The sequence below is a fragment of the Denitromonas ohlonensis genome, assembly GCF_007625205.1.
Taxonomy (GTDB): Bacteria; Pseudomonadota; Gammaproteobacteria; order Burkholderiales; family Rhodocyclaceae; genus Nitrogeniibacter; species Nitrogeniibacter ohlonensis.
Genome location: NZ_VMNI01000007.1, coordinates 175,885 through 196,225, shown reverse-complemented (window position 1 = coordinate 196,225; position 20,341 = coordinate 175,885). Strand labels below are relative to the sequence as shown.

Annotated in this window: 16 protein-coding genes; 3 read left to right on the top strand and 13 right to left on the bottom strand. The window is 63.3% G+C overall.

All coding sequences use genetic code 11. The features are described from left to right. Nucleotides 1-2: 2 nt before the first annotated feature. The 11 genes from FHP89_RS08110 to FHP89_RS08060 form a co-directional block, all read right to left on the bottom strand. Nucleotides 3-3,269, bottom strand: coding sequence for a FimV/HubP family polar landmark protein (locus FHP89_RS08110; protein WP_144172918.1), 3,267 nt, complete (start codon nucleotides 3,267-3,269; stop codon nucleotides 3-5). 285 nt (nucleotides 3,270-3,554) lie between these two features. After that, complete coding sequence (gene asd, locus FHP89_RS08105) at nucleotides 3,555-4,673, bottom strand: aspartate-semialdehyde dehydrogenase (protein WP_260851519.1); 1,119 nt, start codon at nucleotides 4,671-4,673, stop codon at nucleotides 3,555-3,557. A gap of 32 nt (nucleotides 4,674-4,705) precedes the next feature. Then, nucleotides 4,706-5,767 carry a 3-isopropylmalate dehydrogenase gene (leuB, locus tag FHP89_RS08100; RefSeq protein ID WP_144172916.1) on the bottom strand — a complete coding sequence of 354 codons (1,062 nt, stop codon included), beginning with the start codon at nucleotides 5,765-5,767 and terminating at the stop codon, nucleotides 4,706-4,708. A gap of 51 nt (nucleotides 5,768-5,818) precedes the next feature. Beyond that, a complete protein-coding gene (gene leuD / locus FHP89_RS08095; protein WP_144172914.1) occupies nucleotides 5,819-6,457 on the bottom strand; it encodes a 3-isopropylmalate dehydratase small subunit in 639 nt (212 codons plus the stop codon). Then, nucleotides 6,457-6,588 (bottom strand): entericidin A/B family lipoprotein, encoded by a 132-nt coding sequence (locus tag FHP89_RS08090; protein WP_144172912.1) that lies wholly within the window; start codon nucleotides 6,586-6,588, stop codon nucleotides 6,457-6,459. The genes leuD and FHP89_RS08090 overlap by 1 nt, the downstream gene beginning before the upstream one ends. Nucleotides 6,589-6,598: 10 nt before the next feature. Continuing rightward, the gene (leuC, locus tag FHP89_RS08085; protein WP_144172910.1) at nucleotides 6,599-8,011 is read right to left on the bottom strand and encodes a 3-isopropylmalate dehydratase large subunit; all 1,413 of its coding nucleotides are present in this window, start codon (nucleotides 8,009-8,011) and stop codon (nucleotides 6,599-6,601) included. 89 nt (nucleotides 8,012-8,100) lie between these two features. After that, the gene (locus FHP89_RS08080; protein WP_144172908.1) at nucleotides 8,101-8,919 is read right to left on the bottom strand and encodes a M48 family metallopeptidase; all 819 of its coding nucleotides are present in this window, start codon (nucleotides 8,917-8,919) and stop codon (nucleotides 8,101-8,103) included. A gap of 1 nt (nucleotide 8,920) precedes the next feature. Then, on the bottom strand, nucleotides 8,921-10,069 hold the full coding sequence (locus FHP89_RS08075; protein WP_144172906.1) for an MFS transporter: 1,149 nt from the start codon (nucleotides 10,067-10,069) through the stop codon (nucleotides 8,921-8,923). Nucleotides 10,070-10,167: 98 nt separating this feature from the next. Then, nucleotides 10,168-10,416, bottom strand: coding sequence for a YdcH family protein (locus tag FHP89_RS08070; RefSeq protein WP_144172904.1), 249 nt, complete (start codon nucleotides 10,414-10,416; stop codon nucleotides 10,168-10,170). A gap of 74 nt (nucleotides 10,417-10,490) precedes the next feature. Continuing rightward, the gene (aroC, locus tag FHP89_RS08065; protein ID WP_144172902.1) at nucleotides 10,491-11,645 is read right to left on the bottom strand and encodes a chorismate synthase; all 1,155 of its coding nucleotides are present in this window, start codon (nucleotides 11,643-11,645) and stop codon (nucleotides 10,491-10,493) included. Between the two features lie 75 nt (nucleotides 11,646-11,720). Continuing rightward, a complete protein-coding gene (locus FHP89_RS08060) occupies nucleotides 11,721-12,341 on the bottom strand; it encodes a TetR family transcriptional regulator (RefSeq protein WP_186300177.1) in 621 nt (206 codons plus the stop codon). Between the two features lie 130 nt (nucleotides 12,342-12,471). Here FHP89_RS08060 and FHP89_RS08055 point away from each other — a divergent pair, with 130 nt between their 5' ends. The 3 genes from FHP89_RS08055 to FHP89_RS08045 are packed head-to-tail and all read left to right on the top strand — an operon-like array spanning nucleotide 12,472 to nucleotide 18,261. Beyond that, on the top strand, nucleotides 12,472-13,641 hold the full coding sequence (locus tag FHP89_RS08055; protein WP_144172898.1) for an efflux RND transporter periplasmic adaptor subunit: 1,170 nt from the start codon (nucleotides 12,472-12,474) through the stop codon (nucleotides 13,639-13,641). 2 nt (nucleotides 13,642-13,643) lie between these two features. Further along, the gene (locus FHP89_RS08050; protein WP_144172896.1) at nucleotides 13,644-16,841 is read left to right on the top strand and encodes an efflux RND transporter permease subunit; all 3,198 of its coding nucleotides are present in this window, start codon (nucleotides 13,644-13,646) and stop codon (nucleotides 16,839-16,841) included. Next, nucleotides 16,834-18,261, top strand: a complete 1,428-nt coding sequence (locus FHP89_RS08045; protein WP_186300176.1) for an efflux transporter outer membrane subunit — start codon at nucleotides 16,834-16,836, stop codon at nucleotides 18,259-18,261. The genes FHP89_RS08050 and FHP89_RS08045 overlap by 8 nt, the downstream gene beginning before the upstream one ends. A 48-nt stretch (nucleotides 18,262-18,309) precedes the next feature. On the opposite strand, the gene ilvN is transcribed toward FHP89_RS08045, so the two are convergent. Both ilvN and ilvB read right to left on the bottom strand, forming a co-directional pair. Then, the gene (gene ilvN / locus FHP89_RS08040; protein WP_391525495.1) at nucleotides 18,310-18,618 is read right to left on the bottom strand and encodes an acetolactate synthase small subunit; all 309 of its coding nucleotides are present in this window, start codon (nucleotides 18,616-18,618) and stop codon (nucleotides 18,310-18,312) included. Nucleotides 18,619-18,630: 12 nt separating this feature from the next. Then, nucleotides 18,631-20,295, bottom strand: coding sequence for an acetolactate synthase large subunit (gene ilvB / locus FHP89_RS08035; protein WP_144172892.1), 1,665 nt, complete (start codon nucleotides 20,293-20,295; stop codon nucleotides 18,631-18,633). Between the last annotated feature and the right edge of the window lie 46 nt (nucleotides 20,296-20,341).

Sequence of the window (20,341 nt, the reverse complement as noted above, 5' to 3'; positions counted from 1 at the left end):
GCTTACCCCAATCGTGCAAACACCGCACGCGCCTGCTCCTGTTGAGCGTCATTGCCATCGCGAATGACCTCGTCAAGCAGTTCCCGGGCGCCTTCAGCGTCACCCATTTCTTCATAGGCCCGCGCCAGTTCGAGCTTGGTGTCGACTTCCTGATTCAGATCCTCGTCATCGGGAAGGTCCGGCATGCTGCGGCTATCGGTGAGCGAGGTTACAACGCTCTTGGACAGCGATGCCATCATGTCGTCTTCCTGAGCCTGCTCATCGGCTTCGGCAGCCGCGGGGGCAGGTTCGTCAAATACCGGCGCTTCATCGTCCAACTCGTCGCCAACATCGATATCGAGTTTGTCGCCGACTGCATCATCAGCAACTTCGGCCGGCGGTTCAGCGGCTGCATTTTCTGGCCCGGCGTCAGCCGGCTTGACCTCATCGTCGGCACCTTCCAGGTCCAGGCTGATATCCGACAAGTCGAGAGATGTTGCCATCATCCGTTCATCGTCGCCCGCGCCAGGTTGGCCTTCATCAAGATCAAAATCGAAATCCAGCAAACTGCCATCGAAATTTGTTTTCTCGAGATCAACTACCGACACACCCGCGGCGTCTGCAGACGCCTTGGTCTCATCTTCTTTTGGCAGATCCAGGTCCAGATCCGCCTCGGCTTCTGCTTCCGGTTCTGCCGCGGTCTCGGCCTCAGGCGCGACCTTCACACCGGCATCGACGTCAGGCTCGGCGTCTGCATCCACTTCCGGCAGGGTGATCTCGGCATCGAAATCCAGATCGCTGGCTTGGCCGACATCGGCATCCGCAGTTGGCTCGACGCCATCGACACGCGTCACATCCAGCGATGCGTCTGCAACCTCGTCGCCATCTGCCAGATCGAGGTTGAACTCAAGCCCTGTATCGGTCGTGGTGAAACTCTCGTCCAGACGTCGGCCCGCCACTTCGGTGGCTTCCATGGAGGCTGCGTCCGCCGTGGGTAGCGCTTCGGCCTCATCGAGATCCAGGTTGAAGTCAAGATCGCCCGAATCAAGCGCGTCTGGCGCCTCAGCGGCATCAGACGCCGCCTCCTCTTCGATCTGAGCCACCGCCGCTGCTTCAAGATCGGAGTCGGTGTATTGGTTCAGGTCGCCGGGGATTGCCCAAGTATCTTTCAGCTGTGACGGAGAAGGCGCATCGGGATTCGGCACGGACGAGGAGAAGTCGAGCGGCATCTCGGCTGACTCGTCACCGTCAATGGCCGCATCGATATCCGAAGGCGCCGCTTCCACGGCTGCCTCGGCGACTGGCGCAGAAAATGCTGCCTTGTCATCCGTCGTGTCGTCATCCGCCTTGAAGCCAGCCGCGTCCGGAAGCGCTTCGTCAAGCGGCAGATCGATTTCGCTCTGCGGTCCGCGCAGGAACAGCGGGTTCTCCGGGTCGAGCTTGCGGCCCATTTCGGCCGCTTTCGCCCAGTCCGGGCCATTGCCACCGGTCACCGAATACAACTCGGTCGCCGTGGTTTCAAACTGCTTCATGTTCTTGCGCTGGCCGTAGATTTCGAGCAGCTTGACATGAACCGCCGAACGGTTCGGATCGCCCTTGAGCGCATCCAGAAGAATCTCTTCAGCCTGCGCGTCGCGGCCGTAGGCCATATAGACATCGGCCTCGGCCACCGGATCAACCCCCTCGTCGGCATCAATGGCCGACAAGCCGGATTGACTGAAATCGGTCTGAATCAGACTACTGCTACCGGTATCGACACTCTGGCCACCCGTTTCACCGAACACCGAATTCTGGTCAGGCGGGAAAACCGATGCCATCGCGGTTGCCTCGGGCGATGCGGCGCGATTCTTGCGGCTGCGAAGCAGGCCGTAGCCGAGCAACAAGGCGAGAATGCCGCCGCCACCGTATAGGGTAGTCGGATTGGCGATCAATGAATCGAGGAAGCTGGGCTCCGCCGGTGGCGGCGCCGTCGGTGCAGGAGCGGGAGCTGGCGTCGGCGCCGGCTCCGCTGCGACGGGGGCTGGTGCCTCAACGGGCGGCGCCGGCGCCACGGCCGGTTCGGCTGCAGGCTCGGGCGCCACCAGCGCCTTGAGTTCTTTGTCGATCGCGTCCTGCTCAGCAGCGCTGGCAGGCGGCGTCTCGGTTTTTGGCGCTGCCATGGGCGCGGACGCCTCAGGCGCGGGCGCTACAGGTTCAGGTGCCGGCGCCGCCGCGGTGGGTGCCGGTGCAGGCGTGCTCGCTTGCGTCTGAAGTGCGGCGAGATTCTCGTTCTTCAGCGCGATGAGTTTTTGCAACTCAGCGATATTGGCTTCAAGCGCAGCCAGACGATCCGTGGCCTCGCGCAGGGCCTTGTCGCGTGCGACCAGATCTTCTTCGAGTGACTTCAAACGCTCGGTGGCGGCGGCCATTGCCGTGCCATTGTCGGCGACCGCAGGTGTGGCGTCGTCGACTGTTTTGGAAACCTTGACCTGATCCTTGCTCGCGGCGCTTGGCAAGGTGGGCTCTTCCACCTTGGCGGTAATCTTGCCGCTGCTGGTCTGACCCGACGGCGCAGTTTCTGGCTCGGGTGCGGTCTGCGCAACGCGCGCCGCAACGCGGCGACGGTAGTCGGCGAAGTCGGCTGCATGAGCAACAACTTCGCGGCGCGCTTCGGCGCGCGGAATTGCGCTGACCTCGGCGGCATCGGGCACGTTAAGAATCACGCCCGAGCGCAGCCGGTTCACGTTGTTGCCAACAAAGGCATCGGGGTTCGCGCGGTAGAGCGCCACCAGCATCTGGTCGACCGCAACGCCTTGCGGCAGATGCTGTTCGGCGATCTTGCCCAGGGTGTCGCCACGGCGAACGTTGTAAGTCCCGCCGGTTTGTCCGCCGATGGGACGCGCGCTTGCTGCCTGCGGCTTGACGATCGGCGCTGCGGCCACACCGGCAGACGCTTTGGGCGCCGGCATGGACGGCGGATCGAGCAGGAAGGTGTATTCGCGCAAGAGCCGCCCCGACTGCCAGTTGAGCTCAACGAGCAAACTGACAAACGGATCATTGACGGGTTTGACGCTGCTCAGGCGAACGTAGGATTTACCTCCGCGCTGCTCAACGGCCATTCGCACGCTGGTCAGTGCCGGCGCGTAACTGAGCTTGGCTGCCTTGAACGCGTCTGGCGCGGCGACGGCAGCCGTCATTGACTTGACTTCGTCGGCGGTCGCATTCAGTTCGATCTCTGCCCTGAGTGGCTGCCCGAGCGCACTGAGTACGGAAATGCGGCCCAGACCGGCGGCCTGAGCACTGAACGGCATCGCCGCGATCGTGGCCGCAATAACGGTGGCCCTGAGAGAGGTCTTCTGGAAGGTATTCAAAACCGCATCCTCGCGCTGGAGCAATACAGGATTGCGAACATATCATTATGGATAGGGTGTATCAAGCAAGTATCCACATTAAGTATTATCCGCAAAACCTTAAAACGGAAGGAAAATTTCCTTCTCCGGTCTGCCAGCCAATGACAATCGCGGTCTTACAAGCGTCATATTCCGCATTCGACGGTCATGACATGACCCGGCACCTGAGCACCGGGCCATCGCAAATTACTGCTCGAGCAAGATGCGCAACATACGACGCAAGGGCTCGGCAGCACCCCACAGCAGTTGGTCGCCGACGGTAAAGGCGGAAAGATACTCCCCGCCCATGCCCATCTTGCGCAGACGCCCCACCGGAACCGTCAATGTTCCCGTGACGGCGGCCGGCGTGAGATCCCGCATCGAGAGCTCGCGCTCGTTGGGCACCACTTTGACCGAACCGTTTGCCTTGGCCAGCATGTCGTTTACTTCGTCAAGCGGGACGTCTTTCTTTAGCTTGATTGTTAAAGCTTGCGAATGACAGCGCATGGCGCCCATGCGAACGCACAGTCCATCGATCACGATCGGGCTGCCGCTGCGACCAAGAATCTTGTTGGTTTCGGCCTGGCCCTTCCACTCTTCCTTGCTCTGACCGTTACCCAGATCCTTGTCGATCCAGGGAATCAGCGATCCAGCCAGCGGCACGCCAAACTGCGCCGTCGGGCAGTCGCTGTTGCGCAGCGCAGCCGCGACATTGCGGTCGATATCAAGAATGGCACCTGCCGGATCCTTGAGCGCATCACCGGCGGCAGCGTTCAAATAGCCCATCTGGTTGAGCAGTTCGCGCATGTGCTGCGCACCGCCACCCGACGCGGCCTGATAGGTCATGGACGTGGCCCACTCGATCAGATCGTTCTGAAACAGGCCGCCCAGCGCCATCAGCATCAGGCTGACCGTGCAGTTGCCGCCGATGTAATCCTTCACGCCGCGGTGCAGACCGTTGCGGATGACATCCATGTTGACCGGATCGAGAACGATGATTGCCTCATCCTTCATGCGCAGCGCCGAAGCCGCGTCAATCCAGTAGCCCTTCCAGCCCGCCGCACGCAGTTTGGGGAAGACCTCATTGGTGTAATCACCGCCCTGGCAGGTCAGGATCACATCCATGGCCTTGAGCGCGTCAATACTGTTTGCGTCCTGCAACGGGGGCGCATCTTTGCCCACGTCAGGCGCAGCACCACCGGCGTTGGAGGTGCTGAAAAACACCGGGTCGATCAGCGCAAAATCGTTTTCTTCGCGCATGCGCTGCATCAGCACGGAGCCGACCATGCCGCGCCACCCCACCAGACCTACTCGCATCGTTGCCATCGTCTTGATTCCTGGTTTCAAAGATTTCCGGATCAGAGCGCCGCGATCACCGCGTCGCCCATTTCAATCGTGCCCACCTTGCGCGTGCCGGCCTCGTAAATATCGCCGGTGCGATAGCCCTGCGCCAACACCGACTTGACCGCCGTCTCGATACGCTGCGCGGCCGCTTCCTGATTAAAGGTGTAACGCAGCATCATCGCAACCGACAGGATCGTTGCCAAGGGGTTGGCCAGGCCTTTGCCGGCGATATCGGGCGCCGAACCGTGACAAGGCTCGTACATGCCCTTGTTGTTCTCGTCGAGCGAGGCCGACGGCAGCATGCCGATCGAGCCGGTCAGCATCGCCGCTTCGTCCGACAGGATGTCGCCAAAGATATTGCCGGTGACCACCACGTCGAACTGCTTCGGGTTCTTCACCAGTTGCATCGCGGCGTTGTCGACCAGCATGTGGCTCAGGGTTACATCGGGGTAATCCGGCGCCATCTCGATCATGACGTCGCGCCACAGCTGGGTGCATTCGAGGACGTTCATTTTGTCCACCGAGCACAGCTTGCCGCCGCGCTTGCGGGCAATCTCATAGGCCACCTTGCCGATGCGGCGAATCTCGGATTCGCTGTAGATCATCGTGTTGTAGCCCACGCGCTCGCCATTGCGCACCTCGATGCCGCGCGGCTGACCGAAGTAGATGTCGCCGGTCAGTTCGCGCACGATCATGATGTCCAGCCCGGCCACCAGCTCGGGCTTGAGCGAAGAGGCGTTGGCCAGTTCGGGATACAGAATCGCCGGTCGCAGGTTGGCAAACAGATTCAGTTCCTTGCGGATGCCCAGCAGCCCGCGTTCTGGACGCTGTTCGCGCGGCAGCGCATCCCACTGCGGGCCGCCCACGGCACCGAGCAGCACCGCATCAGCCGCCTTGGCCAACTTGAGCGTTTCCTCGGGCAGCGGCACGCCGGTCGCATCGACGGCGCAACCGCCCAGATGTGCGGTTTCGGTTTCAAACGGCAAACCGTCAGCGCGCAATGCGTCCAGCACGCGCAGCGCCTGGGCCATGATCTCGGGACCGATTCCGTCGCCGGGCAGCACACAGATTTTCATTCAATTCTCCGGCCGGCGCGCCACGCACGCCGACAGCAAATGGGTTCGCGATTAGCGGAAGTAGTAAGGATGCTCGGCCTTGCGGCTCGCCTCGAATGCGCGGATCTCGTCAGCATGGCGCAGCGTCAGCCCGATCTCGTCCCAGCCATTGAGCAGGCATTCCTTGCGAAAGGCGTCCACATCAAAATGGTGAGCGGTTCCGTCGGATTCGATCACTTGCTGCGCGGCCAGATCGATCTTCAGGCGATAGCCCTCGTTCGCCAGGCAAGTGGCAAACAGGCGATCAACAACATCTGCTGGCAGACAAATCGGCAGTACGCCGTTCTTGAAGCAGTTGTTGAAGAAGATGTCGGCATAGCTGGTGCCGATCAGCGCGCGGAACCCGTAGTCGTCAAGCGCCCACGGCGCGTGCTCACGCGAACTGCCGCAGCCGAAGTTGTCACGAGTCAGCAGAATCTGCGCGCCGGTGTACCGCGACTGATTGAGCACGAAGTTCGTATTCAGCTTGCGGGTGCTGTTGTCCATGCCCGGCTCGCCGTGGTCCAGATAGCGCCATTCGTCGAACAGGTTAGGGCCGAAGCCACTGCGCTGAATCGACTTCAGGAATTGCTTCGGGATGATCGCGTCGGTATCGACATTCGCACGGTCGAGTGGCGCGACCAATCCATCGAGAGTTGTAAAAGCTCGCATTACTTTTTCGCCGCCTTCTGGATGGCTTCGCCACCCTTTTCAATATCCTGACCCACGCCGCGCACCGTATTGCATGCCGACAGGCTCACCAAGGCCATCGTGGCCACGATCAAAGCGATCAGTCGTTTCATCTCACGCTCCTCAGTTCAACTCGGCCACATCGGCAAAGTGACCGGCAATCGCCGCCGCAGCCGCCAGCGCCGGACTCACCAGATGGGTCCGGCCACCGGCGCCCTGGCGCCCTTCAAAGTTGCGGTTCGAGGTCGACGCGCAACGCTCGCCCGACTCGAGACGATCGGCGTTCATGGCCAGGCACATCGAACAGCCCGGCTCACGCCACTCAAAACCGGCCGCAACAAAGACCTTGTCCAGCCCTTCCGACTCCGCCTGGCGCTTGACCAGTCCGGAACCCGGCACCACCAGCACCTGCTTGACCGAATCGGCCTTCTGGCGCCCCTTGGCCACCGCGGCCGCTGCACGCAGATCTTCAATCCGCGAGTTGGTACACGAGCCAATGAACACACGATCGACCGGAATGCGCTTGATCGGCGTGCCGGCTTCCAGGCCCATGTAGGCCAGCGCACGGGTCATGCCCTCGCGCTTGACCGGGTCCTTCTCGGCCGCCGGATCAGGCACCACACCGCTGATGTCGGACACCATTTCGGGGGACGTGCCCCAGGTCACCTGCGGGCGAATCGCCGCGGCGTCCATCTCGACGACCTTGTCGTACACCGCGCCGGCGTCAGAGGTGAGCGTGCGCCAGTAGGTGGCCGCTTGCTCAAACGCATCGCCCGCGGGCGCATACGGACGCCCTTTCAGGTACTCGATCGTGGTCTCGTCCACAGCAATCAGGCCCGCGCGTGCGCCGGCTTCGATCGCCATGTTGCAGATCGTCATTCGACCTTCCATCGACAGCCCACGAATCGCGCTGCCGCCGAATTCCATCGCGTAGCCCGTCCCGCCGGCCGTGCCGATACGGCCGATGATGGCCAGCACCACGTCCTTGGCGGTCACACCCGGAGCCAGATCGCCATCGACCTGAATCAGCAGCGTCTTCGATTTCTTTTGCATCAGGCACTGCGTGGCCAGCACATGCTCGACCTCGGAGGTGCCGATGCCATGCGCCAGACAGGCGAACGCGCCATGCGTCGAAGTGTGCGAATCGCCGCAGACTACGGTCATGCCCGGCAGCGTGGCGCCGTTTTCCGGTCCGATCACGTGCACGATGCCCTGACGCTCATCCTTGAACGGGAAATAGGCCAGCGACCCGACTTCGCGGATGTTGGCGTCCAGCGTCTCGACCTGCTGGCGAGAGATCGGATCCTTGATCCCCTCCTCCCAGTGATCGGTCGGCGTGTTGTGATCGGCCGTGGCCACGATGGAACTCACCCGCCACGGCTTGCGCCCGGCCAGCTTGAGCCCTTCGAAGGCCTGCGGACTGGTGACTTCGTGCACCAGATGACGATCGATATAGATCAGCGCCGTGCCGTCCGCATCCTGGCGAACCACATGGCTGGACCACAACTTTTCGTAAAGTGTTTGTGCTTGTTGCATCTTGTCTTCCAACACACCGTGAACGTTTGATTAAACCACAGCTATTCCCTGCTGGATAGCCGATATGCTGCAGTGCGCCATCCGCATTTTCAACGGCGCCGGGTGGCCTCGTAGATCGGCATCACCCGCGCGGCATCGCGTGCCAGTTCGGCCTTGCGGGTCGCATGCGAGGGGTGGGTGGACAGCCATTCCGGCTGCGCACCATTGCTCTGGCTCGCCATCTTGTCCCACAGCCCCACCGCCGCGCGCGGATCGTAGCCGGCGCGAGCGGCCAGCTCGACCCCCATGCTGTCGGCTTCGGTCTCGTGCAGGCGCGAGTTGGGGAGCTCAAAGCTGACCTTGGCGACCGTGCCCATCAACTCCGCGCCCGGCTGCCCGAGCCCGACTGCCGCGCTCAATACCGATACTCCAATATTGGTGACCATGGCTTGCGACACGCGCTCGCGGGCGTGCTCACGCAGTGCGTGAGCAATTTCGTGCCCCATCACCGCCGCGATTTCGTCGTCAGTCAGTTTCAAGCGGTCAATCAAACCACGATAGAACGCAATCTTGCCGCCCGCCATACACCAGGCGTTGAGCTCGTTTGACTCGATCACGTTGACCTCCCAACGCCAACCCGGCGCGTCGGCACGGAAAGCGGATGTCTGCGGAATCAGCCGGTTGGCGATGCCACGCACCCGCGTCAGCATGCGTCGGTCACGATTGAGCTGACCTTTCTTCTGCGCCGCGGCGATCACCTGCTGATATTGCTGCGCCGAGGCTTGCTCCACTTCCGAGGCCGAGACCAGCATCGACTGGCCGCGATCCACACCGACCGCGCCGCCTTGCGTTGTCTGAATCGTCTGACACCCCGCCAGCACCAGCGCGGCCAATGCCATGCCACACCAGCGACTCCAAGTTTTACGCATGTTACACCTCCTGATGCGAGTCATTCCGCCAGCCCCGCCAGATCAACAACCAGCCCATCAGCCCAAACACGGAGCCGAGGGTAAATGTCCAGCCAGAGCCCATCCAGTCCCAAGTGTAACCGCTGATCAAACCGCCCAGCATCCCACCCGCGCCAAAACTCAAACTGCCGTAGATCGCTTGCCCACGCGCCTGTAGCCGCCCCGGGAACCACTGATTCACCGCCGCAATCGAGGCCGCATGATAAGCACCAAACGTTGCCCCATGGAGCAACTGGGCAAGTACCAGCACCACCAGCGAAGCCACACCCCAGCCAATCATTGCAAAACGCAGCACCGCCGCGGCAAACGCAACGAGCAGAATCTGACGCAGACCAAAGCGTCGGGTCAGCTGCGGCATGACCATGAAGACCCCGATTTCCGCCACCACGCCGAGCGTCCACATCCAGCCCACAAAGGCTTTCGAGTAGCCCGCATCAACCAGCAGGATTGAGTAGAAAATATACAGGGCGCCATGCGCCGCCGACATAAAGAACGCGCCCCCGAGCATGGCGCGCACATCGCGCCGCCGAAGCACCGCCGACAGCCCGGGCGTGTCGTGATGATGCGGCGGCCGCGGCGCCTCGGGCACGCATAGCGCAAACGCCGCAATCCCCGCCAGCAGGGCGGCGGTCATCCACAACTGACTATCGACGGGCAGCCAACTCAAGGCATGACCGATGCCGAGCACGGCGACAATGAATCCGACCGAGCCCCACAGCCGGATGTTGCCATAGCGCCCCGATTGCCCCGCGAGGTGGCTGAACGTGAGGCTCTCGACCAGCGGCAAGGCCGCGCTCCAGAAGAAGGCCATGATCGCCATGCCGACAAAGATGCCTTCGAAGCTGGTGGTCTGAAAGAACACCGCGAAGCCCGCCAGCGACGCAAAAGCCGACAAGCGCACGATGGGCATCCGCGCACCGAGGCGATCAGCCAACCAGCCCCACAGATTGGGCGCCACCACCCGCATGACCTGCATGAGCGACATCAGAATGGCGATATCCGTGGCCGAAAAGCTGAGCGACTGCAGGTAGAGCGTGAAGTACGGCGAAAAAGCGCCAATGAACGCGAAATAGAAGAAGTAGTAGCCCGACAGGCGCCAGTAAGGAAGCATGGCCGGCATTGTACCGACAGCCCGCCACCGCAAACGACGCATGCACGGCAGACATGAAAAAAGCGCCCGCAGGCGCTTTCGTCATGTCGCGAACCGGTTCAGGCCGGGCTGAAGCGTTGCAGCAGACCAAACAACTCATCCTTGAGTTTGAGCCGTTCTTTTTTCAGATCCTCAAGCTCCGGATCGGTCGCCACCTCGGCTTCCACCTCGATACGCACCACATGGCGATTGACTTCATGGTAGCGATCAAACAGGCGCGAGAAGTGGTTGTCGGACACTTTCAGTGCATGAATCGCGTCGCGGTATTCGGGGAATTCAGTATGCAGATCATGGGCTTGCAAGCTCATCTTTCGTCCTCTCTTTGTTGCCGTTTCGTTGACTTCAGCCTACGCCCCGCCCTGCGGCATTGAGTTGATTCAGGTCAATCGCCCCGTGCACCGAGTGTCGGCGACGGCACCGCCTGCGTGCCCTCCGGCGCCAGACCGGCGATCTTCGGCGTCGCGCAGACCACATCGGCATTCTGAGCACGATGGCGCAATGCGTGATCCATCAGCACCAGTGCCAGCATGGACTCGGCGATCGGCGTGGCGCGGATGCCCACACAGGGATCGTGCCGGCCATGCGTATTGACGATCACCGGCTCACCCGCCTTGTTGATCGAGCGGCGATCCAGCCGGATGCTGGAGGTCGGCTTGATCGCCATGCTGACCATCACATCCTGCCCGCTGGAGATGCCACCCAGCACACCGCCGGCGTGGTTGGTGAGATAGCCCGCAGGCGTCATTTCGTCCGAATGCTCCGTCCCGCGCTGCACGACACTGTCAAAACCGGCGCCGATCTCGACGCCCTTGACCGCATTGATGCTCATCATCGCGTGGGCAATATCGGCGTCGAGGCGGTCATACACTGGCTCGCCCCAGCCCACGGGCACGCCGGTGGCGACCACATTGATCCGCGCGCCGATCGAATCACCCGACTTGCGCAGCTCGTCCATATAGGCATCCAGCTCGGGGACCATCGCGAGATTGGGCGCAAAGAAGGCATTGCCTTCGGCGTCGAGGTCTTCCCAGGCTTTGAACGGGATCTCGATCGGGCCGAGCTGCGCCATGTAGCCGCGAATCACGATGCCGTAGCGCTCGGTCAGCCACTTGCGCGCAATCGCACCCGCCGCCACACGCACCGCCGTCTCGCGCGCCGACGAGCGACCGCCACCGCGCGGGTCGCGAATGCCGTATTTCTGCCAGTAGCCGTAGTCGGCGTGACCGGGACGGAAGGTCTCGGCAATATTGGAGTAGTCCTTGCTGCGCTGGTCCTGATTGCGGATCAACAGCGCGATCGGCGTGCCGGTGGTCAGGCCTTCATACACGCCTGAGAGAATCTCGACCGTGTCGGGCTCGCGGCGTTGCGTCACATGGCGCGAGGTGCCCGGCTTGCGCCGATCCAGTTCGGCCTGAATATCCGCCTCGGTAATCGCCAGCCCCGGCGGACAACCGTCAACCACACAGCCGATCGCCGGCCCATGCGACTCGCCAAAGGACGACACGCAAAACAACTTGCCTAAACGATTACCGGACATGGGATCTACCGCGAGCGAGGAAAGCTTGCGAGTTTATCAAATGGCGGGGCCGCCGCCCAATGGCCGGCGCAGCCCTCAATGACAGGCGTCGTGCTTGAGCCCATAAAAGAAGCAATTGATCAGCCCGCCCGCCAGATCCAGCGAGTAGACGTCGGGCTGGAGACTCCAGCTGGCGATCAGTCCATCGATCATGACGGACAACGACAAGGCCGCGCGATGCGGGTCAACCGAGGCCGGCAAATCGCCCCGCGCTCTGGCCACCGCAAAGGCTTGCTCCTGACGCAGCAGATGGCGGTCACAGCACTCCATGCACTGATCCACCACCGGCACCATCTCGTCCACGTATTCACTTTTGTGCATTGCGATGGCAAACACCCGGATGTAACGCGGATCGGAATTGATACGCTCAATCACGCCCAGCACCCGTTCACGCAGCTCTTCCAGCGGACGCTCGCTGGTCGAGTAGTCGACCTCGGAGATCGCCTCGAGTGGGTCGATGGCGCGGCGCATCATGGCCTCGAACACCTCGCCCTTGTTGGCAAAATGCCAATAGATCGCCCCGCGCGTGACACTGGCCGCTTCCGCGATATCCGCCAAGGTCGTCCTCGCCATACCCTTGCGGTAGAACACCGCTTCGGCCGCATCGAGAATCGTATGTCGCGTCTCGAGCGCCTCTTCTTTGGTCTTTCTTACCATCGCTCTCGCAGTCCTTGCTGACATCTGTTGCCACGGATTGAAGCACACAAAATCGAAAATGTCACTTTACATACATTCATGAATGTTTCTACAATTGCGCCCATACCAATAACGATCGGAACACGCCCCAATGCCAGCCCTCATCCCTTTCACGCGAACGGCATCACACCCCGTCGTCGCCCTGATTGCTGCCGCCGCCCTGGTGGTCAGCGCTTGCGGCAGCGACGCCCCCGCATCCCAGAACGCCGCGCCGCCGCCCGCCTCAGTCAGCGTCATGACCGCAATGCCAACCTCGATTGAGGTGAGCTTCGAATACCCCGCCCGCCTGCACGGCGCCCGCGAGGTCGAAATCCGCCCCCGCGTCAGCGGCATCCTGCTCAAGCGGAAGTACGAGGAAGGCGCCCGCGTCAAAGCCGGCCAGTCGCTCTTCCAGATCGACCCGGTGCCCAGCGAGACCGCCGTCGCCCGCGCCAAAGCCGATCTGGCCGCCGCCGATGCCCGCCTGGCGCAAGCCCGCCGCGAAGCCGAGCGCCTCAAGCCGCTGGTCGCCTCCAAGGCCGTGGCGCAGCGCGACTTTGACGACGCCACCTCCAACCAGGCAATCGCCGCCGCCGATGTGCTGGCCGCGCGCGCCCGCCTGACCGAAGCGCGTCTGTCGCTCAAATACACCCGCGTCGAATCGCCCATCGACGGCATCACCTCACGCGCACTGCAATCCGAAGGCAGCTTGCTGGCTGGGCCCGAAACCCTGCTCGCGGTAGTCACCCAGACCGACCCGATTCAGGTGCGCTTTGGCCTGCCGGACTCTGATCGCACGCGCATCGACAATGACATCGCCGCGGGCCGCCTGAGCCTGGCCGACGGCCGCTTCCGGGTACGACTGATCGGCGCCGCCCACCAAGCCACGAACACCACCGGCAGCCTCGACTTCACCGATGTGCGCATCGACCCGACAACCGGTAGCAGCGAAGCGCAAGCCGATCTGCCGAACGCCGACCGTCGCCTGCGGCCCGGCGAATTCGTGCGTGTACGCCTCGAAGGCGCGACCCGCCCCAACGCCATCGCCGTGCCGCAGCGCGCGGTGCTCGAAGGGCCGAGTGGCCGCTTCGTGTATATCGTGAGCGAGGGCAAGGCCGCCGTACGCCCCGTCACGCCGCTGGACTGGAGCGGCAACACGATGGTCGTCGATGGACTGACTGCCGGCGACCAGGTGATTACCGATGGCGTACTCAAGATCGGCCCGGGCGCCCCGGTGTCGGTCACGCCGCCGGCTGATGCCGCCGCCAAGCCGGGAGCCTAAGCATGTTCTCGCGCTTCTTTATTGACCGTCCGATCTTCGCGACGGTCCTCTCGGTGTTCATCATGATCGCCGGTCTGGCCGCCATGCGCGGCCTGCCGATTGCGCAATACCCCGAAATCGCACCGCCGGTGGTCACCGTCGCCGCAACCTACCCCGGCGCCTCGGCCGACGTGATCGAAAAGACCGTCGCCGCGCCGCTCGAGACCCAGATCATCGGTGTCGAGAACATGCTCTACATGAGTTCGACCTCGGCCTCGAATGGCCGCGTCGAGATTCAGGTCACCTTCGACATCGGCACCGATGTCGACCAAGCGGTGATCAACGTCAACAACCGCGTCAAGCAGGCCGAGCCGCGCCTGCCGCTGGAGGTACGCCGCCAGGGCATCAGCGTCGAGAAAGGCTCGTCCGCCTTCTTGCAGGTGGTGGCCTTCAACTCGCCGGATGGTCGTTTCGATGACGTCTACACCAGCAACTATGTGACGCTCAACGTACTCGATGTGCTCAAGCGCGTGCCGGGCACCACCAACGTCCAGATCTTCGGCGCCAAGGACTACGCAATGCGGGTCTGGCTCAATCCGGATCGTCTGCGCCACCACAATCTCGCCACCACTGACGTGATCCGCGCCATCGAGGAGCAGAACGCGCAGTACGCCGTGGGTCGCATCGGCCAGCCGCCGGTCGCCACCGGTCAGGCCCTGTCACTGACGGTGAATACCCGCGGCCGTCTGGCCGAGGCCAGCGAGTTCGAAAACATCATCCTGCGTGCCGACGCCAATGGCGCCCAGCTGCGCCTCAAGGATGTGGCACGCGTCGAACTCGGCGCCCGCGACTACGACTTCATCGGCCGCATCAACGGCCAGCCGGCTACCCTGGTCGGCATCTTCCTCAAGCCGGGCGCCAACGCGCTGGATGTCGCGCAGGATGTCAAAACCACGCTGGCGGACCTGGGCACGCGTTTCCCCGACGGCCTGAGCTACACCATTCCCTACGACACCACCGACTTCGTCAACGTGTCGATCCGCGAGGTCATCAAAACGCTGGCTGAGGCCATGGCGCTGGTGTTCCTGGTGGTGTACCTGTTCCTGCAGAACTGGCGCGCCACGCTGATTCCGACCCTGGCCGTGCCGGTGTCGTTGATCGGCACCTTCGCCGGCCTGATGATGCTCGGCTACTCAATCAACACGCTGACCCTGTTCGGCATGGTGCTGGCCATCGGTATCGTGGTGGACGACGCCATCGTAGTGCTCGAGAACGTCGAGCGCATCATGCACGAGGAAGGCCTGACGGTTCGCCAGGCGGCCATTCAGGCCATGCGCGAAGTCACCGGCCCGGTGATCGCCATCGTGCTGGTGCTGTGCGCGGTGTTTGTGCCGATTGCCTTCCTCGGCGGACTCACTGGCGAGTTGTACCGGCAGTTCGCGGTCACCATCGCCATCGCGGTGAGCATTTCGGGCGTCGTTGCGCTCACGCTGACGCCGGCACTATGCGTGCTCATCCTGCGTCATGAGCACAAGGCCACCAACTGGTTCTTCCGCGGCTTCAACCGCGCCTTCGATGTCGTCACGCGCCAATACACCCATGGTGTTGCGTGGCTCATCCGCCGCGGCATGGTCGGCCTGCTGTTGTTTGTCGGCATGGTCGCCATCACCGCGCAGCTGTGGCAATCCACGCCCGGCAGCCTGGTGCCGGACGAAGACCAGGGCTACTTCATCACCGCGGTCTTCCTGCCCGACGGCGCCTCGCTGGAGCGCACCGACAAGGTCGTGGCCGAGGTCGAAAAGATCATCCGCAGCGATCCGAACGTCGCCTACACCATCGCCTTTACCGGCTTCGACTTCCTCGGCGGCAGCTTCAAGAACAGCGCGGCGACCTTCTTCGTCACGCTCAAGCATTGGGACGAGCGGACCACCACGGCGGCTGAACTGGTCGGCAAGACCTACGCCACCACCGGCCACATTCAGGAGGCGCTGATCCTGTCCTTCAACCCGCCGGCGATCTTTGGTCTGGGCAACGCGGGTGGCTTCGAGTTCTACCTGCAAAACCGGGGCGACAACGACCCGAAAGTCATGGCCGCCACCAAGGACCTGTTCCTCGGTGCGGTCAACCAGGACCCGATGTTTGCCATGGCGCAAACCCTCTGGCGCGCGTCGACGCCGCAGCTGTTTGTCGATGTCGACCGCGAAAAGGCCAAGAGCCTCGGCGTACCGCTCGACGGCCTGTTTGCCACGCTGGGCGCCAATCTCGGCAGCTACTATGTGAACGACTTCAACAAGTATGGCCGCACCTGGCAGGTGCTGATGTCGGCCGATCCGGCCTTCCGCAACGAACCGCAGGACATCGCGGCCGCGTATGTGCGGGCCGACGGCGGCGCGCTGGTGCCCATTTCGTCACTCGCCACCATTCGCAACGAAGCCGGCCCCGACACGCTGGAGCGCTTCAACAACCTGCCGGCCGTCAAGATCCTGGGTAGCGCGGCACCGGGCTTTTCGACCGGCCAGGCCATCGCCCGGCTGGAAGAAATCGCCGCCAAGACTCTGCCGCCGGGCTTCAGCCTCGACTGGAGCGGCGCGGCCTACCAGGAGCGTCGATCCAGCGGTTCGTCCGGCTTGGCGCTGGTGCTCGGCGCGGTGATGGTCTTCCTCATTCTCGCAGCGCAATACGAGCGCTGGTCGCTGCCACTGGCGGTGCTGCTGGCCCTGCCCTTTGGCACCTTCGGCGCGCTCGCTGCGGTGTGGCTGACCGGCATGACCAACGATGTGTATTTCCAGATCGGTCTGGTCACCCTGCTCGGCCTCGCCGCCAAGAACGCGATTCTGATCGTCGAGTACGCCATCTATAAACACCGCGAAGGCATGAGCGCTGCAGCCGCCGCGATCGAAGCAGCCCGCCTGCGCTTCCGTCCGATTTTGATGACCTCGCTGGCCTTCATCCTCGGCGTCACACCGCTGGTGCTGTCGAGCGGTGCGGGCGCTGGTGCACGGCATGCGGTGGGCACCGGGGTGGTCGGCGGCATGCTCGCGGCGACCTTCCTGGCGGTGTTCTTTGTGCCCTTGTTCTATCGTTTCATCACCGAACACAAACTCTCGGAGCAACGCTCCCGCGATGAGATGTTCGAGGAAATCCGTATTCACCATGACATCACCCACGAAAAACTGGTCGCCCAAGCGGAAGCCAACGGCAAGGGGCACGGCCATGACTAAGCCCCTGACGCGCCTCGCCCCCCTCCTCGCCGCGCTGGTGCTCAGCGCCTGCGCCGTCGGCCCGGTGTATGAAGCACCGACCATCGCGCTGCCCGGCCAGTTTGAGGCGGTACCGGCCAGCGCCACGCTCGCCACCCAGCTCGGCGACGCCTGGTGGTTGCACTACCAGGACCCGGTGCTCGACCAACTGATGGCCGAAGCGCTGACCCACAACGCCGACGTGCAACTGGCCGCAGCCCGGCTCGAAGAAGCCCGCGCCCGCGCTGGCATCGCCGACGCCGACCGCTACCCGACCGTCAGCGCCAGCGCCGGCAGCAATCGCATTCGCAGCAGCGAACAAGGCATCGCCACCGACCCCCGCACCTACAACCTTCATACGCTGGGCCTGAGCGCCAGCTACGAGCTCGATCTGTGGGGGCGCTACCGCCAGGCCAGCGAGGCCGCACGCGCCGACTTGCTCGGCGCGGTGGCGGCGCGGCGCACGGTGGCGCTGTCGCTCAGCGCCGAGTTGGCCACGCGCTACTTCGACCTGCAAGCGGCCGACGAACGCCTGCGTGTGCTGCAGCAAACGCTGAGCGCCCGCAAGAACACCGCCGCGTTGTTGCGCCAACGCATGGACGCCGGCAGCGCCTCGCAGTTCGACGTATTGCAAGCCGATGCCGCCGTGGCCCAAGTCGAATCGGATCTGGCCACGACGCTGAGCGCGCAGCAAAGCACCGAAGCGGCGCTGGCCGTGCTGCTCGGGCGCTCGCCGCGGGCGATCTTCGAAGAGACGCTGGCGCGCGGCGCCAAGACCGACACCGCCGTGGTGGTGCCGGCCGGCCTGCCCGCCGAACTCCTCCGCCGTCGCCCCGATCTGATCGAGGCCGAGCAGGCGCTTGTCGCCGCCACCGCACGCATTGGCGAAGCGCAGGCGCAACGCCTGCCGGCGATCGCGCTGACCGCCGCGCTGGGGCGCGAATCGACCGACCTCTCCAATCTGCTCGATGCCAACGCCGGCGTGTTCTCGCTGGCCGCAAGCCTCACCCAGCCGATCTGGGACGCCGGTCGCCTGAAGCGCAATGTCGACATCGCCGAGGCCCGCGCCACGCAAGCCCGCCTGCGCTACACCCAGGCCGTGGCCGGCGCCTTTGCCGATGTGCGTCGCGCCTTGGCGGCCCAACGCGGCGCGACTGACAGCCGCGCAGCACAGGCCACGCGGGTCGAAGCCTTGCACACCGCGCTGGACCAGTCGCAACAGCGCTTTGATGCCGGGCTGGTGAGCCGGCTTGAGGTGCTCGACACCGAACGCAGCCTGCTCGACGCGCAAGTGGCGCTGGCCAACGCATCGGCGGCACAAAAGACCGCAATTGCCGATCTGTTCCGCGCGCTCGGCGGCGGCTGGCAAACCCCCACCGAAGCTGGCGCCACGGCACAGTAAACGGCAAACGGCCGGCGCAATGCCGGCCGTTTTCTTCAACCGCTCGCTTTAGCGGAAGAAGGTTTCCAGACGCTCGAACACGGCGTGCTCGGCGCCATGCCGAACCACGCTGATCACATCTTCGAGCTTTTCGACCTGCTTGATCATCTGCTCCAGACGCTCATCTTCAAACACCAGCAGCCAGATGCGGCTGCGCGAGGCGTCGGCCAGCGGCATGCACAAGATGCCTTCCACGTTGAAGGCACGGCGCGCAAACAGGCCGCAAATGTGTGACATCACCCCGGCGTGGTTCGCCACTTCCAGTTCCAGCACGACCTTCGTCACTGCGGCCGTTTCGCGTTCAATAACCATAGACATGCGATTGACTCCTTAGCCGATCATTTCAGTGTTGGCGGCACCCGGCGGCACCATCGGATAGACAAACTCTTCCCGGTCGATCGAACAGTGGATCAGGCACGGGCCCGGACGCTGCAGCGCCTCGGCCAGCGTGGCCGCGGGATTCTCGGCGGTATCCAGATCCACCGCATCGAGACCGAAGCCCTCGGCGATCTTCAGGAAATTCACCGCGCGCTTGTACTTCGACGCCACCGGTCGCTTGCCGTAGAACATGCTCTGCTGCTGATACACCAGCCCGAGCGAGTTGTTGTTCATCAACACGATCTTGACGTTGAGATCTTCCTCGGCGAGCGTCGCCATTTCCTGAATGTTCATCTTCAGGCTGCCGTCACCGGTAAAGCACACCACCGTGCGCTCAGGCGCGGCCAGCGCAGCACCGATCGCGGTCGGCAGGCCGAAGCCCATGGTGCCCAGGCCGCCCGAAGTGAGCCACTGTCGCGGCCGTCGGAAAGGGTAAGCCTGCGCCACCCACATCTGGTGCTGGCCCACGTCGGTGGCGATGACCGCCTCGTCATCGAGCGCGTCGGCCACGGCCTGCACCAGTCCGTAGTGCGAGCGCGGGTTGTCGAGGTCGGGCTTTGCGAGCGGAAAACGTTGCTTCAGATCGGCCACTTGCGCCAGCCACGGCTCGCGCAGCTTGACCTGCACCAGCGGCAGCAGCGCTTCGACCACTTGCGTGACATCGCCAGTAATGCCGATATGGGCGGTCTTGATCTTGTGCAGCTCGGCCGGATCGATATCCACATGGATGATCTTCGCGCGGGGGCAGAACTCGGCCGCCTTGCCGATGGCACGGTCATCGAAACGCGCACCGACGCAGATCAGCAGATCCGCTTCTTCGAGCACGTAGTTGGTGTAGCGCGCGCCATGCATGCCGAGCATGCCGATCGACAGCGGGTGGTCGATCGGCATGGTGCCGAGCGCCATCAACGTCATGGTGGTCGGCAAGCCGCCCTGCTCGGCCAGCGTGACCGCGAGGTGCGAAGCGCCGGAATGAATCACGCCGCCGCCGAGGTAAAGCACAGGACGCTCCGACGCGTTGATCATTTCGGCGGCCTTTTCGATGGCCACCAGATCCACCTCGGGCAGCGCATTCGGCACGGCCACCGGCGGGTAGTCTTCGAAGCTCACCATCTGGCACTGCACGTCCTTGGGCACGTCGATCAGCACCGGACCGGGACGGCCCGACATGGCGATACGGAAGGCTTCGGGGATGACTTCAAGCAGATCATTGGCATCACGCACCAGAAAGTTGTGCTTGGTCAGCGGGATGGTCATCCCGTAGGTATCCACTTCCTGGAAGGCGTCGGTGCCGATCATGCCCAGCGGCACCTGACCGGTGATGGCGACCATCGGGATCGAATCGAGCTTGGCATCGGCGATGGCCGTCACCAGATTGGTTGCGCCCGGGCCTGACGAGGCGAGACACACTTCAGGCTTGCCCGACACGCGGGCCATGCCCTGCGCCATGAAGCCGCCGCCCTGCTCATGGCGCGCCAGCACATGGTGGATGGTGTCGCACTGACCAAGGGCATCGTAAAACGGCAGGATCGCGCCGCCGGGGATGCCGCACACGGTCTCAATGCCTTGTCGCTCAAGGAGGCGCAAGATCAATTCGGCGCCAGTCATCTGCATCATGTTTTTCTCCAGGTTTCAGTCCGGGTAAAAACCGGCGGGAGAAAAA

What these genes read in the sequence shown, in the direction of transcription:
- FHP89_RS08110 (WP_144172918.1), bottom strand. Translation starts at nt 3,269, where the DNA reads ATGCCGTTCAGTGCTCAGGCCGCCGGTCTGGGCCGCATTTCCGTACTC.
- asd (WP_260851519.1), bottom strand. Translation starts at nt 4,673, where the DNA reads ATGGCAACGATGCGAGTAGGTCTGGTGGGGTGGCGCGGCATGGTCGGC.
- leuB (WP_144172916.1), bottom strand. Translation starts at nt 5,767, where the DNA reads ATGAAAATCTGTGTGCTGCCCGGCGACGGAATCGGTCCCGAGATCATG.
- leuD (WP_144172914.1), bottom strand. Translation starts at nt 6,457, where the DNA reads ATGCGAGCTTTTACAACTCTCGATGGATTGGTCGCGCCACTCGACCGT.
- FHP89_RS08090 (WP_144172912.1), bottom strand. Translation starts at nt 6,588, where the DNA reads ATGAAACGACTGATCGCTTTGATCGTGGCCACGATGGCCTTGGTGAGC.
- leuC (WP_144172910.1), bottom strand. Translation starts at nt 8,011, where the DNA reads ATGCAACAAGCACAAACACTTTACGAAAAGTTGTGGTCCAGCCATGTG.
- FHP89_RS08080 (WP_144172908.1), bottom strand. Translation starts at nt 8,919, where the DNA reads ATGCGTAAAACTTGGAGTCGCTGGTGTGGCATGGCATTGGCCGCGCTG.
- FHP89_RS08075 (WP_144172906.1), bottom strand. Translation starts at nt 10,069, where the DNA reads ATGCTTCCTTACTGGCGCCTGTCGGGCTACTACTTCTTCTATTTCGCG.
- FHP89_RS08070 (WP_144172904.1), bottom strand. Translation starts at nt 10,416, where the DNA reads ATGAGCTTGCAAGCCCATGATCTGCATACTGAATTCCCCGAATACCGC.
- aroC (WP_144172902.1), bottom strand. Translation starts at nt 11,645, where the DNA reads ATGTCCGGTAATCGTTTAGGCAAGTTGTTTTGCGTGTCGTCCTTTGGC.
- FHP89_RS08060 (WP_186300177.1), bottom strand. Translation starts at nt 12,341, where the DNA reads ATGGTAAGAAAGACCAAAGAAGAGGCGCTCGAGACGCGACATACGATT.
- FHP89_RS08055 (WP_144172898.1), top strand. Translation starts at nt 12,472, where the DNA reads ATGCCAGCCCTCATCCCTTTCACGCGAACGGCATCACACCCCGTCGTC.
- FHP89_RS08050 (WP_144172896.1), top strand. Translation starts at nt 13,644, where the DNA reads ATGTTCTCGCGCTTCTTTATTGACCGTCCGATCTTCGCGACGGTCCTC.
- FHP89_RS08045 (WP_186300176.1), top strand. Translation starts at nt 16,834, where the DNA reads ATGACTAAGCCCCTGACGCGCCTCGCCCCCCTCCTCGCCGCGCTGGTG.
- ilvN (WP_391525495.1), bottom strand. Translation starts at nt 18,618, where the DNA reads ATGTCTATGGTTATTGAACGCGAAACGGCCGCAGTGACGAAGGTCGTG.
- ilvB (WP_144172892.1), bottom strand. Translation starts at nt 20,295, where the DNA reads ATGATGCAGATGACTGGCGCCGAATTGATCTTGCGCCTCCTTGAGCGA.